Origin of the sequence: Roseivirga spongicola (assembly GCF_001592965.1) — a bacterium.
Lineage (GTDB): Bacteria > Bacteroidota > Bacteroidia > Cytophagales > Cyclobacteriaceae > Roseivirga > Roseivirga spongicola.
Genome location: NZ_LRPC01000028.1, coordinates 852,818 through 868,874, shown reverse-complemented (window position 1 = coordinate 868,874; position 16,057 = coordinate 852,818). Strand labels below are relative to the sequence as shown.

The 16,057-nt window shown below is 39.2% G+C and carries 17 protein-coding genes and 1 pseudogene; 5 read left to right on the top strand and 13 right to left on the bottom strand.

What is annotated here, in order from left to right:
* Positions 1–96 precede the first annotated feature (96 nt).
* A complete protein-coding gene (locus AWW68_RS15640) occupies positions 97–669 on the bottom strand; it encodes a uracil-DNA glycosylase family protein (protein WP_068222972.1) in 573 nt (190 codons plus the stop codon).
* A 48-nt stretch (positions 670–717) separates the two neighbouring features.
* Positions 718–1,290, bottom strand: coding sequence for a GNAT family N-acetyltransferase (locus AWW68_RS15635; RefSeq protein WP_068222971.1), 573 nt, complete (start codon positions 1,288–1,290; stop codon positions 718–720).
* 268 nt (positions 1,291–1,558) lie between these two features.
* On the opposite strand from AWW68_RS15635, the gene AWW68_RS15630 reads away from it, so the two are divergent.
* Positions 1,559–2,179, top strand: a complete 621-nt coding sequence (locus AWW68_RS15630) for a trimeric intracellular cation channel family protein (protein ID WP_068222968.1) — start codon at positions 1,559–1,561, stop codon at positions 2,177–2,179.
* On the opposite strand, the gene AWW68_RS15625 is transcribed toward AWW68_RS15630, so the two are convergent.
* Together AWW68_RS15625 and AWW68_RS15620 are read right to left on the bottom strand one after the other, a co-directional pair.
* A complete protein-coding gene (locus tag AWW68_RS15625; RefSeq protein ID WP_068222966.1) occupies positions 2,180–3,358 on the bottom strand; it encodes a hypothetical protein in 1,179 nt (392 codons plus the stop codon).
* A gap of 165 nt (positions 3,359–3,523) precedes the next feature.
* Positions 3,524–5,170: an AMP-binding protein gene (locus AWW68_RS15620; RefSeq protein ID WP_068222964.1), complete on the bottom strand. Its 1,647-nt coding sequence runs from the start codon at positions 5,168–5,170 to the stop codon at positions 3,524–3,526.
* Between the two features lie 213 nt (positions 5,171–5,383).
* Between AWW68_RS15620 and AWW68_RS15615 the strand changes: the two genes are divergently transcribed.
* A complete protein-coding gene (locus AWW68_RS15615; RefSeq protein ID WP_068222962.1) occupies positions 5,384–6,787 on the top strand; it encodes a capsule assembly Wzi family protein in 1,404 nt (467 codons plus the stop codon).
* A gap of 6 nt (positions 6,788–6,793) precedes the next feature.
* Here AWW68_RS15615 and AWW68_RS15610 read toward each other — a convergent pair whose 3' ends face one another.
* The 6 genes from AWW68_RS15610 to AWW68_RS15585 all read right to left on the bottom strand — a co-directional run bounded on the left by AWW68_RS15610 (position 6,794) and on the right by AWW68_RS15585 (position 10,118).
* The gene (locus AWW68_RS15610; protein WP_068222959.1) at positions 6,794–7,228 is read right to left on the bottom strand and encodes a VOC family protein; all 435 of its coding nucleotides are present in this window, start codon (positions 7,226–7,228) and stop codon (positions 6,794–6,796) included.
* Positions 7,229–7,327: 99 nt separating this feature from the next.
* Positions 7,328–7,534, bottom strand: coding sequence for a hypothetical protein (locus AWW68_RS15605; RefSeq protein WP_068222957.1), 207 nt, complete (start codon positions 7,532–7,534; stop codon positions 7,328–7,330).
* Positions 7,535–7,549: 15 nt separating this feature from the next.
* Complete coding sequence (locus AWW68_RS15600; RefSeq protein WP_068222954.1) at positions 7,550–8,113, bottom strand: RNA polymerase sigma factor; 564 nt, start codon at positions 8,111–8,113, stop codon at positions 7,550–7,552.
* On the bottom strand, positions 8,106–8,489 hold the full coding sequence (locus tag AWW68_RS15595) for a hypothetical protein (RefSeq protein ID WP_068222951.1): 384 nt from the start codon (positions 8,487–8,489) through the stop codon (positions 8,106–8,108). Before AWW68_RS15595 ends, AWW68_RS15600 begins: the two co-directional genes overlap by 8 nt.
* Before the next feature lie 135 nt (positions 8,490–8,624).
* Positions 8,625–8,951: a DMT family transporter gene (locus tag AWW68_RS15590; RefSeq protein ID WP_068224205.1), complete on the bottom strand. Its 327-nt coding sequence runs from the start codon at positions 8,949–8,951 to the stop codon at positions 8,625–8,627.
* Between the two features lie 159 nt (positions 8,952–9,110).
* A complete protein-coding gene (locus AWW68_RS15585; RefSeq protein ID WP_157717678.1) occupies positions 9,111–10,118 on the bottom strand; it encodes a hypothetical protein in 1,008 nt (335 codons plus the stop codon).
* A gap of 425 nt (positions 10,119–10,543) precedes the next feature.
* On the opposite strand from AWW68_RS15585, the gene AWW68_RS15580 reads away from it, so the two are divergent.
* From AWW68_RS15580 to AWW68_RS15575, 3 genes and pseudogenes are all read left to right on the top strand, one after another.
* Positions 10,544–10,873, top strand: coding sequence for a PadR family transcriptional regulator (locus AWW68_RS15580; protein ID WP_068222943.1), 330 nt, complete (start codon positions 10,544–10,546; stop codon positions 10,871–10,873).
* Positions 10,870–11,043: pseudogene (locus AWW68_RS20505) on the top strand (permease prefix domain 2-containing transporter); the annotation flags it as partial. The gene AWW68_RS15580 and the pseudogene AWW68_RS20505, both read left to right, overlap by 4 nt.
* Before the next feature lie 48 nt (positions 11,044–11,091).
* Positions 11,092–13,548: an ABC transporter permease gene (locus tag AWW68_RS15575; protein ID WP_068224203.1), complete on the top strand. Its 2,457-nt coding sequence runs from the start codon at positions 11,092–11,094 to the stop codon at positions 13,546–13,548.
* A gap of 1 nt (position 13,549) precedes the next feature.
* Here AWW68_RS15575 and AWW68_RS15570 read toward each other — a convergent pair whose 3' ends face one another.
* The 3 genes from AWW68_RS15570 to AWW68_RS15560 all read right to left on the bottom strand — a co-directional run bounded on the left by AWW68_RS15570 (position 13,550) and on the right by AWW68_RS15560 (position 16,042).
* Positions 13,550–14,005, bottom strand: a complete 456-nt coding sequence (locus AWW68_RS15570; RefSeq protein ID WP_068222940.1) for a GNAT family N-acetyltransferase — start codon at positions 14,003–14,005, stop codon at positions 13,550–13,552.
* A 56-nt stretch (positions 14,006–14,061) separates the two neighbouring features.
* A complete protein-coding gene (locus tag AWW68_RS15565; RefSeq protein ID WP_068222937.1) occupies positions 14,062–15,300 on the bottom strand; it encodes a DUF4221 family protein in 1,239 nt (412 codons plus the stop codon).
* Between the two features lie 304 nt (positions 15,301–15,604).
* Positions 15,605–16,042: a hypothetical protein gene (locus AWW68_RS15560; protein ID WP_068222936.1), complete on the bottom strand. Its 438-nt coding sequence runs from the start codon at positions 16,040–16,042 to the stop codon at positions 15,605–15,607.
* Positions 16,043–16,057: the final 15 nt, after the last annotated feature.

The following is a 16,057-nucleotide window of genomic DNA, read 5'->3' as shown; positions in this document are numbered from 1 at the left end:
AAAGCTAACTGTCATTCCCGACTCCGTCCCGACATATCGGGAGATTCCCAGTCAAGCTGGGAATGACGAATATAGTAGCTTCAGGGATGGCCTCCTTTATTGTTTAAGAACATCATGAACTATCTTCTTTAGTTCAGGTAGAACCCCTTCTTCAAACCATGGATTTTTACGCATCCAAATTCCATTTCTAGGAGAGGGGTGAACCAACGGAAAGTAGTTTGGTAAATAGTCTTCAAAAGATCTTACCGTTTCGGTTAAAGTCTTCTTTCTGCCTTCTAAATAGTAGCCCTGAGCATATTGACCGATAAGAAGCGTAAGTTCTATATTCTGCATTTTATTGAGGAGCTTATTATGCCATGTTGGGGCACATTCTGGGCGAGGAGGTAAGTCTCCAGACTTTCCCCTTCCAGGATAGCAAAAGCCCATTGGCACTATGGCGAACAGCTCTGGGTTATAGAATTCCTCTTCTGAAATATTCATCCACTTTCTCAGGTTTCTACCCGAAGGGTCATTCCAAGGAATTCCTGATTCATGTACTCTGGATCCTGGAGCTTGTCCAATAATTAGAATCTTAGATTTGACATGGGCACGAACTACAGGCCTTGGCCCCAGAGGCAGGTGTTGCTGGCAAATAGTGCATTGCTCAATTTGGTTTAGTAATTCATCCACAGTTAAAGATTACAATTAATTCAACTACATGTTGTCAGGTAAACGATGTTAGCTTCTGGTCAATTCATATTTAGAAAGTACCGCCTTTATTGGGACAATTTCTTTAGGAGCACTCTGGTTCGCGTTTAAATCCAAATCCCACCAACTGGTATTATACCAATTGCCATTCTTGTAGCCTATGTTTTTCATTTCCCCAATATGCATAAACCCAAGAGCCCGATGAAAACCTATACTAGCATCGTTTGGAAGTGTAATTACGGCTATGGCTTTACAGAAATTCATGGCTTTTAGCATATCTAGAAGTAGTAAATAGAGCTTCTTTGCAATACCGAGCTTTCGATATTCCGGATGCACATACACAGTTACTTCTTGGTTCCATTGATAGGCCTGTCTGCTTCTATGGTCTGTAGCATAAGCGTAACCAACCACCTTGCCTTGTATCTCTGCAACCAACCAAGGAGCCTTTTCACTGTAAGCCTTTATTCTTTCCTCAAAAGACGATAAAGTAGGTACTTCAGTTTCAAATGAAGTTGCTGTATTTAGTACTAATGGCCCATAAATCGCCAGCATATCTAATGCATCATCAACCTTAACTAGCCGAACAGAAATAGATGATTTCATGCTGAAATGTAGGTAAAAATATAGGAGTGTAAATGAGAAATTGTCATCCATATAAAAACATGAATCTTAGCTGAGCGAGTCAACGAATGGAGGTTGTACTTGGATTAAGCCGGTTGAGTTTAACCAGTAAGCATAGGAGCAAAGCCAGACGTTAACTTTGATGTAATAGAAAGGTCGAAATCTTATGTTAGTGATTTGATTTTCAGTTGTTTGAGAAACATAATGGTTTTAGTTTCTGACAATCTGTTTTATCCGCTAATTTTGAGCCATGGATAAGTTCTCTAGCTCGGAGCTGATATACTTTGTGGATTTGGCCGGAACCTTTGTGTTTGCCGTTTCTGGTTGGCTTTTGGCCTCCAAAAAAGAGTTAGACTTTTTTGGAGCTGCGGTTATATCATTCATTACCGCAGTTGGAGGGGGTACACTTAGAGATGTACTTATAGGAAGTACGCCTGTTGGGTGGATGCAAGACATTAACTATCTGCTCATTATTGCCTCGGCTATGTTAGCTACAGTATTTTTCAAGAGAATTTTTGAGAAGCTTCGTAGAACCATGTTTTTGTTTGACTCCATCGGAATAGGCCTTTTTACTATTCTTGGTGTTCAGAAAACACTGGGGCTAGGTCTTTCTCCAGTAGTTGCCATTATGATGGGTACCATTAGTGCTGTATTTGGGGGTGTACTTAGAGATACTCTTGTAAACGAAATTCCGCTGATTTTTAGGAGAGAGGTTTACGCTACTGTTTGTGTGGCGGGTGGTACCACCTATTGGTTGTTAGGAGAAACTTCACTCAATGATGAGTTGAGGGTAATTATAACCATAGGCTTAACCATAACCATTCGAATATTGGCAGTTGTGAATAACTGGACTTTTAAAGCTGTTAAGTAGTTATTTTTTCTTCTTTTTGGCCTTAGGCTTGTAGTAGAAAGAATCTGCCAACGGACTGGTGTAGAAGCCCCAAATTAGAGAAAATGTAACAGCATTTCCGCTGTAGTCAACCACTGAGTTTAAAGAGTAATCGGCAACGTTGTATTTCAATTGAAGCCCCAAATATTCGCGATAGCTCAAGTTGTATTTATAGCCCATACCGATGTTGAAATTATAAGTTAAGACACTTGCTCCATCAATTCCGGCATCTTCATCTTCTTTAAGCGCATCAAAACCATCTAAGCCAATACCAGCCAAAAGTTGAAGCTCATTATTACCCCATCTGGTTATCTCTCTGCCAAAATCTACACCAAAATAACCTCCAAAAAAATGCTTAGTGTTTTCTAAAGGACTTGAAGCTCCATCCCTTCTAGCCTCGTAGCCATCTTTCACATTCAAGAACTTAAAGCTTAGAGTTAAGTCGTAAGTAAGTTTCTTCTTTTTGCCACCAATGAAAAAGCCCAAGTTTGGGTGTGTGCCCAAAACGTTTAGTTCGCCAGTTGGGCTCCATGTTCCACCAAAAAGGCCAGAATGTAGCTTTGTGGTGTTTTCAATGCTTTGCACTTTAAAATCATATAGGTATCGTACTTTGGTATTCGAGTATCTTTCTTCACTCAACATGCTATGTACATTAGGAGATGAAGAGGCATAGAATGATGCTAAAAATGCCTCTGTACTAGATTCTTCAAAATCGTTTATCGCACCTTTGGCCATTCTGGAAAGTAGCACATTAAAGTCGCTATTAGGGTGAACATAGTCGTAAAGGCTAGAGGTCCAATTGTTAAACTCTATTCCTTCACTAGCATACATTATTTTATGCTGATAGCTCATAAGGTAGTCCATCAAGTTAGAAGGCAATTCAGACTCCTCAAAAGTATTATTGTGCAGGCTTAGAATGGTTTTAGCTCTAAAAACAGGTTCTACTAAGCCACATGTTTTCTCCCAATAATTCAGTAACATTTGGGCAGAATCTAGTTCATTAACGATCATGTAAGATTCAAAGAGTTCGGTAGAATTGATGGCTACATCAAAGCAGTTGATGGTTCTTTTTACCATCATTTCGTCAAAACTCTTATTCTGGCTAAATGAAGCGAAGGAAGAAAGCAAAAGCCCTAGGCAAAGAATGAGTCTATTAATCATGTGAATTTTAAAAGCGCAATGATACGAATATTGGCCTTTTGTCAATACAGTTATTTTGTGAATCGCTTCACAAGGAGCAAGTGCCTACTTTTCAATCAACTTGGAGGTTGTTGGAAAGTATATCGGAACTGTTGGTTGTGCGATAGTTAAAGTCAAAAGACTCCATTAATTCTCATAGACTACATTAACATCTTGCTTAAACCACTCAGGGTACATTGGTGTGTGAATAGCTTCCACTCTATTGCGCTTTACCTTTAGAGAAGGTGTCATTAGGCCGTTTTCTACCGACCAAACCTCTTTCATTACAACTGCCTTGGCAACCTTTTCATAAGCTTCTAAGCTGGGGTTAATATCGGTAATGGTTTTCCAAATAGACTGATTGAATTCCTCTCTAGACTTCTTTTTCCCTATCTCTGATGGAACTACTAGTGCAATAGGCTGCGGTATGCCCGAACCTACAATACAAACTTGGTCTACATCATTGTTTTTAAGAATTTCCAGTTCAATTGGTGCTGGAGAAATGTACTTGCCTTTGTCAGTTTTGAACTGATCTTTAACTCTGCCAGTAATGGATAAATAACCATCATGATCGAATTCTCCAATATCTCCTGTGCGCAGAAAGCCATCTTCAGTAAACATTTCTGCTGTTTTTTCAGGCTCTTTGTAGTAGCCCTTCATAATGCAGTTACTCCTTATGAGTATTTCACCATCTGCAGATAGTTTAGAGGTTACCCCTGGGAGAGGCCTTCCAACTGTGCCGAACTTATTTTTTCCTGGTAGGTTGAAATGAGATAGTATACAGTCTTCTGTCATTCCATAGGCCTGATTAATTTCTATGCCCAGCTTTCTGTACCATTGCTGTAAGCTCATGGCAATTGGAGCTGCTCCTGAGAAGTTTACCACGGAGGCTGAAAGTCCCAATTTCTTCTGAATTTTCTTTTTAACTAAGCTGCCAATGAGCGGTAAACCCAACAGCTTGTCGAGCTTTTTCTGAGGCATTTTTTCGAGTATCTTCTCCTGAAATTTTTGCCAAATTCTTGGTACACCAAAAAAGGTTTGTGGCTGAACAGAGCTGAGGTCTTCAGCAAAGGTTTCTAAAGACTCAGGAAAGCTAACGGTGCCACCTCTAAATATGGAAGACATTTCAATACCAGCTCGCTCTGCAATATGTGTCATTGGCAGGTAAGAAAAGTATCTTGGGTTAGGGGGCATTTTAATTTGGTCTATAGCAGTGTTGATCAATTGATCGAAGGCAGCATAGGTGTGCATTACTCCTTTGGGGTTACCAGTGGTGCCAGAAGTGTACATTATGGTCATTAAATCTTCTGGCTGCGGAGTATGTATTTGTTCGCTCGGCTCGTTTTGAGCAAGAATTTTCTCCCAAGTTTGCTCTTCTATTACGCCATACATTTCTACCCCAATTTTTATAATATCTGGAATGCCAGACTGCTGAGCAGCATAGTCATCTAATTTCCCTACAATAATTGCTTTAGACTCGCTATGCTCAAGAATTTCAAAGATGGTTTCAGCTCCAAACGTGGGGTAAATAGGAATTGAAATACATCCAGCAGCCATTATGGCTAAATCGGCCATCATCCAATGGGCACAGTTCTTAGAAAGAATAGCTATGTGGTCGCCTGGCTGAATACCTAAGTTCCTCAGTCCGGAAATCATTTTTCTGATCTCCACATCCGCATCCTTATAAGTGTACTCAATGAAGTTTCTATTGATAGGTTGTCTTAAGAACACCTGATTGGGGTTTTTCTTTGCCCAATAGCTAAATGCCTCTAAGGCTGAAGAGAATTTTTCCATAATAAGTCGAGTTTGGCTTAGGAATATACTGAATTATGGTTCGATTCTTGTCAATCAAATCCAGATTCTCGTTTAATAAAGATTTGTCTTAGTACTCTAAAAATCAATTGTCAATTTTGTAAGACAGTATCGTTGTGGCTATTCAGGTTTAGAAATATTCATGGTCGGTGAATTTTCTTACAACCAATCTGAAAATGCCCGTGTCGAAAAAGTATGGTCAAAAACATCACAATAGCATTAATGCTCTTACTACCTATTTGGGCATTATCGCAAGAAGAAGATTCAGTAAAAGTATTTCAACAGGCTGAAGTAGGTTTTGGTTTATTAGCAACCAGTCCAAAGGCTTTACCTTTCTGGATGAAGCACAACAATAGTGGTAGATTTACAGACGCTCAGGCGGGTGCGTTATATTCTCAATTGCATTATTCGGGCAATAGTGAACTGGCTAAGTGGCTCAAGCCAAGCTGGGAGTTTGAGGGGCTAGTTTCTGCAGGCAATAATGGTTCGTATGCCTCTATAATTCAGGCCAATGTAAGTGTAGGGCTGCCTTTGGTTACTATCTCTGGAGGGGTAGATGAAGAGTTTTTTGGTCTTAATGATTCTACACTTTCTGTGGGCAATCTCTTTTATGGTAACAATGCACGGCCAATGCCTAAGCTTCGCATTCAAACCAATGGATGGGTAGCTTCACCTGTACTTTCTAAACTACTTTCTTTTAAAGCCTACCTTGCTCACGGCTGGTTCGATTCGGATAGAACTCAATCTAAGGCCTTTCTTCATCAAAAGTATTTGTATGGCCGTATGCAATTGTTTAACAGTAGATTGTCTCTTGTGGCAGGGCTAAATCATAGTGCGCAATGGGGAGGTCAGAACTTATCGCAAGAGAGTTTTCAACCTACTGGTTTTAAGAATTATGCGAGGATATTCTTAGGAATGAGTGGAGGAGGAGATGCCTTACAAACCGATCAGAAAAATGCACTTGGTAATCATTTGGGTACATATAATTTAGGAGGAAGCTACAGGTTTAAAGGTGTCACTCTTACAAATTATTGGGAGTTTCTGTGGGAGGATAGTTCTGGACTAAATCCTTTAAACTGGCGCGATGGTATGGTGGGGCTAAGTCTTAAACTTCACCAGTCGGGCTGGGTAGACAGGTTTGTTATTGAAGTAGTAAGAACCAATGACCAGGATGCTTACAAGGTTGGTGAAGATGGTGTGCCTTTTATAGAACCAGATTATTTTTTCAATAATAGTGTCTATAGTTCAGGTTGGACGTACGGAGATAGAATAATCGGATCTCCTATGTTTTTGATATTCGATGTAGAGAATAGCGCTAGAAATATTGTTCAGAATAAGATTAACGCATTCAATATTGGTATTGGAGGTAGTTTTAACGCTCTAACATATACCTTAAAATATACCGACTTTAAGAACAATGGAACCGTATTTAAGCCTTTGGAAACTAGCTTGTATGTTAAGGTAGTTGATCTAAACCTGCAGTATAGTATTAATAAGCATTCAAGCTTAGGACTCAGAGCTAACTATCAGCAGTCCAATTTTGAGTCAGGCTCAAACTTCGGACTGCATTTAAGTTATAGCCATACCTTTGGCTTCTAGGTTGGCTTATTGCTGATCGTTAAAACTGATCATCCAGTTAATGCCGAATTGATCGGTTAACATGCCGAAATAATCGCCCCAAAAAGTCTGTGCCATTGGCATCTTGGCTTCGCCACCTTCTTGAAGTTTATTGAAAAAGTTATCTGCTTTTTCTTTGCTATCGGTGGTTATTGAAATAGAAAAGTTATTGCCTTGTTGATAATCTGCAGCCCATTCGCCACCAGTATCGCTTCCCATTAGCACAGTTTCTTTGCTAATAGGCAGACTTACATGCATTATTTGGTTTTTCATTTCATCTGAAACAGGTGGCATACCTTCTTGAGGAGGCATTTCTCCAAAAGTACTTTCCGAAGCAAAATCGCCTCCGAATACTGAGTGATAAAAATCAAATGCAGTTTTGCAGTTGCCGTTAAAAGTGAGGTAAATATTAATGGTGGTCATAAAAAAAAGTTTGAGTTTCTAATAAATCTCAATTTACCGAATCTACCAGTTAATCCTACGTTGTCTTGGCATTGAATTAAACGATTAATACAGCTTCTACTATAGCTCATCACACTCAAACCCTTGGCTGTTGAGTATAGTAACCACAGTATCGGGCAGTAGGTCTATAGTTTCTACTCTTAAAATTCTGTCTTTATCTTCAAGGTCGAAGTTCCAAGAGTCATAGGGTAGAAGTATGTTGAGGAATGTACCCACCATTGAGGCTTGCTTTTCGCTTTTTACGGAAGTTTTAAAAACGTGTATCATGAGCGGTTGAATTGTCTATTGATTGATAAGTTCTTCATACGTTTGCTTGAGTCTTTTCCGCAGGTATTTAACTGCATAATGCTTTCTAGAGAGAAGGGTGTTTACCGAAAGGCCCGAAGATTCAGCTATTTCTTTTACTGGTAAGCCATCTAATTCTGTTAACTCAAAAATGCTTCGCTGTTCTACAGGTAATTCGGTAAGTGCTTCTTCAAGTTCTTCCCACATCAGCGAGCGTATATATAGGTTTACTGGACTTTCAGATTCATCTGTTTTTGGGAATAAAGAAGTAAGAATGTCTTCCTCTTCATTATACTCCAATTCCAAGGGGAGGCTACTCTCTTTTTTCTTTTTACTCTTATTGATGATGAGATTTTTAGCTACACGAAAGAGCCATCCAGATAAGTTTTCTATGGGATTATGAGTGGTTTCAACGGTTTTTACGAATTGGAAAAACACATCTTGGGCAATATCTTCTGCATCTTCATGCGAAGGCACCCTAGTTTTTATGAAAGAACTGATTTTAGGTTGATATTCCTTGATCTGTCTTTCTAGTTCTTCCCTTTGTTCGTTATTACTCACTATCTGAATCAGCTTTTTCTTTCGTGTCTGATTCTGAAAAGCAATTGCCTTGTTGTTCCATCCACTCGGCAATTTTTTTCTTTTTAAACCAAGCTTTGCGCTCTTCTGGGCTCATGCTCATCCACTTTTCTTTCCCTTTTCGGCCACCCCACTTGTGTTTATGAGAGTGTTTTTGTTTGCCTCCCATCCCAGAAAAGAGAATTCGGGAGAGAATAAATAGGCCAAGGGCTTGCCAAAAGTCAATGGTAGTAAGTCCGAAAATTTCAGGCATTAGCCAATTCCAGAGTAGCATAATCACTGAGCCAAATAAGAAGAGTGCTGCTGCTCCAAAGAGTGGGTAAAAGAAGTACTTGTATTTATGTATAACCTTTTTCATTGTCAGATTTTAAATCGTGCCTTTGTATTGGTAGACAAATGAAAGAGGAAAATATTTTAGGTATGAATAATTAATTTAAGAGATTTAGAATTTATAGTTCTAGGATGAATAGAGAGGTTAATGTTTTATTCTCAATTAGTTAGAGACAAACTTTAAGCCTACTATAGAAATTATTAGGGTGGTAATAAAGAAAAGCCTCCAGAAAGTTGCTGGCTCTTTGAATACTAGAATTCCAATCAAGACAGTGCCAACCGCACCTATACCAGTCCATACAGCGTAAGCGGTTCCAATTGGTAGCTGTTGAGTAACTTTAACCAATAAGAGCATGCTTGCAGATAGACAAGCTAAAAAACCTCCATACCAATATGTGGCTTCCATTCCGGTAGACTCTTTCGCTTTCCCTAAACAGGCGGCAAAGGCTACTTCAAAAAGTCCGGCAATTATTAGCAGTATCCAGTTCATTTGAGGTTTAGTTTTCTGATTCATCATCTGTTTTCGTATAGCACTTATCGGTTTCTACACCTGCTTTTGCTTGATATAAAAGTAGATAGACTATTCTGAAAAATAGTGATCTTCCTAAGGTTTGAGCTGCTTTTTCTTTTCCTTAATCGAGTCTATTTCCTAGAAGGAATAAGCAATTTTGAAGTTAAGGTCTAGGTTAGCACTGAAAGACTGAGTAGGTCTATTTGAGTCGTATTCTATGTCAAACCATTCCCAGTAGGTAGCAATAAGCACCAAACCATGAGGAGTGTTTTTATGAGAAACATTTCTGTATCTCAAACCCACTCCAAAATAGCCGTCTACCAACAAACGTTTGGTTAAGTAGTATTCTATGCCAAACCGAGGAACCATGGAGATGAAGCGTTTTTCTATATCTACGAGACTCCATATAGCCACAGGCTCTTCTTTTTGAATAAAATCTTGCGGTTCAGAGTAGTGAAGAACAGCTTCATGGTTTTTATGGAGGTACTCTAAATTCGCACTAAGGTAAAAACGTGAATTGGTGGTGTTTCGATAGTAGCGTTTCAATTCTAACCCTAGACTAAAACCAGTGGCATTTTTTGCCAGATCTGATTGGGCAGGAATAAATTGTTGATAAGCAATTAGTGCAGCATACTTGATTCCTAATGCTCTTTGGTAAGATAATTCTATACCGGGATGTTGATTACCCAACGGTGCTAGAGGTGTTAATGAAAGCCTATTTGGTTTGTTCAAAATCATCGAGGTATCCATTGGAAAATAGGGGAGGTACGAACCTTTTTCCATATTCACGAAAACGTTTTTAGGGTAGGTCCATTTTCTTCGGGTTAACTCATCAACACCAAAACCCAACCAATAGGGGGAGAAGACATTCAAGTAATAGAGTCCCACCTTTTTTGGCCTGATATTGATTTGTCGTTCGTAGTCTTTATTAATAAAAGTAAGCGTAATAGGTTGTTTTTTATTTCTGTATACTCGAGCAAACGTATTGGTGTTTTCATGAACCAAAGTATCTCCTTTGAATACATAATCAACATTTTCACTCGTCTGAAAAGTGATGACGCTCTGCCTTTTATTAAGTAGAGTTGCACATGAACTTATACTCATGCATATAAAAAGCACGCCTAATACCTTGAGTGTTGATTCCACAATCACACAAGATAGAAAAGGGAGGCAAACTTGATATTATGTATGGATTAAATTTAAGGCGTTGCAATAGGTTTCTTAAAAATACAATGTGCATTGTCCATTGCTGCTTTACTCATAAAACCGATAGATAGCCCATGAGTAAGCTAACTTGTGCTTAGAGAATTATGCTTTTGATCTCTGCAAAGTACCAGAGAGTTAGCGTAAAACTTATATGCCAACCGAATCTCTGTTGCATTGGTCGGCTTAGATATCTTTAAAAGTGCAGAATATCTATTTGTGCTGCTCATTGTTTTGCGAGTTTATTCGATTACCAAAGGTATAATTGTTCAGTAACACTTGAGCTTATATAAAATTGTCTCCCTATTTACTTAACAAATATGAAAATAATAATTACTTTTACTTTTGTTAAGTAAATTGAATAGGTCATGAATGAACATTCATTGGGTGAGTTTGAAGAACTAGTGTTGCTGTTGGTGGCTGCCCATAATCAGGAAGCATACGGAGTGATGATTCTTGAACTGCTTGAACAGAAACTGGAGAGAAAACTGAATATCAGTGCGGTACATGTAGCCCTTAAGCGCATGGAGAAAAAAGGGTTTGTAGAATCATCTTACGGTGGAATAACTAACGAAAGAGGGGGGAGGCGCAAGAAGTATTACAGTATTACATCTTTAGGGAAGAAGGTATTAGATCAACAATACCAGGTTCGAACTAGCATTTACAAACAAATTCCTAATCTCTCATTTGGTCAATGAATACGCAACCTCCAAAAAGAGCACTAAAATTCCTGCGGTGGTTTTGCAGGGAAGATTACCTAGAAGAATTCGAGGGTGATTTAATTGAACTCTTTGAGAAGCAATATGAAAGCTCTCCAGCTAAAGCTAAACTGAAGTTTTTCTGGGGAGTCTTACGTTGTTTCCGCCCATCATTTATACGGTCATTTAAAATTTTCAAAAACTCAAACACGTTTTTCATGTTCAAAACTCATTACAAAATCGCTTGGCGAAACCTAAGACGTCAGCCCTTTTTCACCATGCTCAACACGCTTGGGCTTTCAGTTGGAATGGCAGGAGCCTTGCTCATAGGCCTGTATATACACTATGAACTTAGCTACGATAAAATGTTTGCCGATGCGGATCGCATTTACAGGGCTAACATAGACAACCGCACCAGTGGTGAGAGAAGTATTTATGCTTCAGTTTCAGGACCACTCGCCAATGTGTTGCGTGAAGATTTTCCTCATGCCGAAATGGTTACACGCTTTCAACACATAGACGGCATGCTTATCAAGTCTGCTGAGGCGGAGGAGAATGTAAAGGAGGAGAAAATGGTGGCGGTAGACGAAACCTTCTTTGCAATGTTTGGGATTCCGCTGCTATCTGGCAATGAAGCTACTGCATTAAAGGAGAAGAACAGCATTGTATTAACGGAAGAAGCTGCCCAAAAGCACTTTGCTCCTAATGAGGCCTTGGGTAAGGAGCTTGTACTAAATAATGATGAAACCTATTTGGTCACTGGAGTTATTGAGAAACTGCCCAGCAACTCATTTCTGGCGAACCATTCTGCCTTTATTTCGCTGAGTTCTTTAGATGGGGCTGATAGCCCAGCATGGAATAATTGGAACTTCCCCACCTTTGTGAAACTCAGCTCATCAGATCGCGAACCAGACCTTCAATCATTTTTATCTGGTGTAACTGAGAATTATCTAGTGCCATGGGCCATGCAGTTTGTGCCAGGTCTAACACTAGAAAACTGGCGAGAGCAGCAGGAGATTTCAGGAAACTATCTTAGCTTCAATGCTATTGCTCTTACCGACATTCATTTGCATTCTCCCAATATGAAGGGAGAGTTCAACCTAAATGGAGATCTGAAGGATATTTATATACTGAGCTTTATAGGTTCATTTCTGCTGTTGCTGGCTTGTGTGAATTTTATGAATCTGGCTACCGCCAAGTCGCTAAAACGCTCGAAAGAAGTAGGTATACGCAAGACACTCGGTTCTAAAAGAGGAAATCTTATTTCCCAGTTTCTAACCGAGTCTTCATTAGTGGTTTTTCTTTCTATGCTGGTGGCATTGATGCTGGTGGGCTTGGTTTTACCTCACTTCAATCAGTTTTCTGGCAAACAGATAGTTATGCCTTGGGGAAGCCTGACTTTTTGGCTGCTAATGATGGTCTGTACACTGGTGTTGGGTATTGTGGCTGGTAGCTATCCTGCATTGATGCTTTCTCGGTTTTCACCCTTGAAAAGTCTTCGAAATGCTTCGGAAGGCAGTGCAGAAAATGGTCGAATCAGAAATTCTCTGGTAGTGTTTCAATTCATAATTAGTGTATTTCTAATTGCGAGCACTCTGGTGGTCTATGAACAATTGAAGTATATACAGAACAAGGATTTAGGATTTGAAAAGGAGCAGGTGCTTGTGTTGAATAATGTAGATGCTCTAAAAGAGAAATCAAAAACACTGAAAGGAGAGGTGTTAAGGATTTCGGCAGTTAAAAATGTTTCTGTGAGTAGTTTTTTGCCTACACCTTCAGATAGAAACGGTGCAACCTTCTTTAAGAAAGAAGACATGAGTCCTGAGAGTGCTATTATCATTGGTAATTGGCGTGTAGACCATGACTATATAGAAACCTTAGGCCTTGAATTACTAGCAGGCCGTAGTTTCGACAAGCGTTTGGCTACTGATTCCAGCGCAATTATTCTTAATGAATCGGCAGTAAAATTACTGGGTCTTACCCCCGAACAAGCTATTGGTTTGGAGCTTACGGACGATTTTAAAAGGCCTGATCAAGAGAACATGCGATTGATTACGGTCATTGGTGTGATTAAAAACTTTCATTTTGAGTCGATGAGGAACAGTATAGATGCCATGAGCCTGAAGCTTGGTAGTGATGCCCAAAGGATGATGGTTAAGTTTGCACCTTCTGACTTCAACGAGAGTATTGCCAGAATAGAAAGGCTTTGGGATGAACTTGCTCCAGGCCAGCCTTTTGAATATTACTTTATGGACGATGCCTTCAGTTCAGTCTATGAGGCTGAAAACAAACTGGGTAGAATATTCATGCTGTTTACCATACTTTCGGTTATAGTAGCCTGTCTTGGACTATTTGGTTTGGCAGCCTTTAACGCAGAAAAAAGAGCCAAGGAGATTGGCATAAGAAAAGTGCTGGGGGCTGGTGTTTTGCACTTAACTTCTTCTTTAACCTTAGATTTCTTAAAGTTGGTTGGTTTAGCCATTCTCGTTTCTCTCCCTTTGGCCGGATATTTCATGAACCTTTGGTTGAACGATTTCTCTTACCGGGTATCAATTCCTTGGTGGATTTATTTGGTTTCAGCCCTATTAGCCATTGGCATTTCCATTGTCACTGTAAGCTTTCAAAGTGCTAAAGCAGCCATGAGCAACCCTGTTAATGCCCTTAAGTCTGGATAGGCTAAGAGCGTAAGCTCTTCTCAAAACAAACACTATTCTCAATGCCTATGTATTGACCATAGTTTTTAGTAACCAGATAGCCATGCTTTGTATAAAGGGCAATGGCTTCTGGTTGTCTTTTGCCGGTTTCCAACACACATTTTGAGTAGCCCAATTCTGCAGCCCATAGCTCAAGTTCTGCCAATAGTTTACTAGCAATACCTTTTCCTCTTTGTGTTTCCAGAACATACATGCGTTTTATTTCTACAGATATATCTTCTTCAAAAGCCTTGAAGGCACCGCAGCCGACAGGCTTATCATATTCATAAACCACAATGCAGTTCTTGAGCGAGTCAATTTTATTGAACTGAGCATAGTAAGCATTATCTGCACCATCACGATGGGCTAAATCGGTATCAAGAATTCTCACCAAAGCGATGAAGTCGGGGTTTGAAGAATCTGTTCTAACTATGTTCACCTATCTAATATCACAATTCTATGGCTCTGTAACTACTAGCTTATTCGCTCTAAACCTTAAAAAACGCTTCGGCCTAAATCTGTTTCAGAAGAACTTATTCTATATAATTTATATGACTTCAAACTTTCAGACTCAATGTCTTTATTCGGAAAGTGGATGCCATTTCTAGAAACAAAGACGTCTGTTGAGTAATGGTTAATTCCAAGCTCTTCTACAGGTAGGCTGATTTTGCCAGAAGTTTTGGTGACGGTATCAAAAATGGTAAGAGTAGCACCAAAAACTTCAGGTCGTTCTTTATCAGAACCTTCTTCTACTTTGGGCTTAGTGCCGTGAATCAAAATGCGGTAAATGTACCTGTTATCTGGGGATGAAAGCATTTCGGTATAAAAAGCAGGTTGAATAGCTTTAGGGCCAATACTTATACCACCACCTTCAAAGGTCTCTATTTTGGTTTTGTTAAAGTAGCCTTCCAGATTGGTGACCTCAACCTCTGGGTCGCCAGCGTAGTAAGCCCCACGAAATTCGCTTCCAACGAAGTGATATAAGCTGTCATTAATGGCTGAGCTACCGTAAACTTCTTCAGCATTTCCTGCAAAAAATGTTGATACTGAACTTATGCCTCCCGTTTTCGCCATTTCTCTGAGCCTCCGTGCCTTTTCTTCATAATTCGGCACCAGAAATCGTTCATCTACATATTCCTTTTCGAAAGTCTCACTGTCAAAGTTATACACTGTTCTTAGCCAGCTAGTGTCGCCTTCAGCAGGCACTGATTGGCTGATTCCGCAATAGAGCTTTCCATCTCTATATTCCATTGCACCATCTATGGCAATGTTTTTCCTAGAGAAGAAGCCAGAGGTATCGTCTGGCTTAATTCGTTTAAGCACCTCCCCATCTTTGTTGATGCGATAATAGAAGGCCATGGTGTTGATGAAAATATTATCAAAATCATGGACATAGTAATCGAAGAAATAGTACGGGTACTCTACCGCATCTGGTCCGTCTTTAGCCATTTTCGTTTGGTGGTAAAGCTCTCCAGTTTCATAGTCATAGAAATATATACTACTGTTTTTGCGGTTAAAGAAGGTGTAATAGGCCGTACCATCTATTTCAACATATTTACCATCTATCTGGTCGAATGCTGTTTCATAATCAAGTTCAAACTCCTTGTTTGGCTGTTTTACCAAGGTATATACTACTTCTTTAGATTCTTCGATTTTATTAGAATCACCACAAGATTGAATTAGAAAAGCAGTTCCCAGAAATATGAGCAAAAGCGGGTTTCGAGTAATATTCATGTTGTTGTAACTATTTCATTTGTTTTGACTTAGGGTGAATATACTTTTAAAGCTGCATACAAAAAAGCCCGACTTCTCAGCCGGGCTTTTGATTTATGATTTGAACTTATTTGTTGTCTGTGTCAGAGTTTTCATCCTTTACATTTTCAGCCATTTGCTGAATTTCTTCAGAAGACTTTCCTTTCAAATAGCTAGGTAATTCCATACCAGCCATGTTGAACATTTCCTGAAGAGGAGGTGCCGATTTGTAAAGCCCAGAAATGAAGTTGGCCGTTGAGGTTTTTTCTTGTTCTATTGAGCTAAATTATTCTAAAACAAGCGGTATATCGCTTATCACTTCCCAGGAATTTTCTTCATTTTGAATAAGTACTAAATATTTATGCATGTCAGGTTCTGATTCGGACTTGTAAGTTAGATCTACAATGGCAGTATGGCTAGTGATATTAATTTGATTAAATTCAATGCTATACTTAGTTCCTCCAATTTTTCCGTTTTTCATCATGACTAAATAGTTGCCTTTTGAAATGATTGTTACTTCATTGGATCCCTTAAATCGATTGGCAATCACTCTATAATCTTCATGTAGAAGACTATTAAGTAGATTGTTATTTCTTTCCGCTGCTGCCTGTTCAATTTTAATTACGGTTTCTCTAATCGCTTGTTCCATTTGTTTGTGTGATTGTGAATAGCTTTTTATCTGGCTGATCACTGTTAAAAGAATAATTGTAGAAAGTTGTCTCATGCTGTTCTAGTTAAA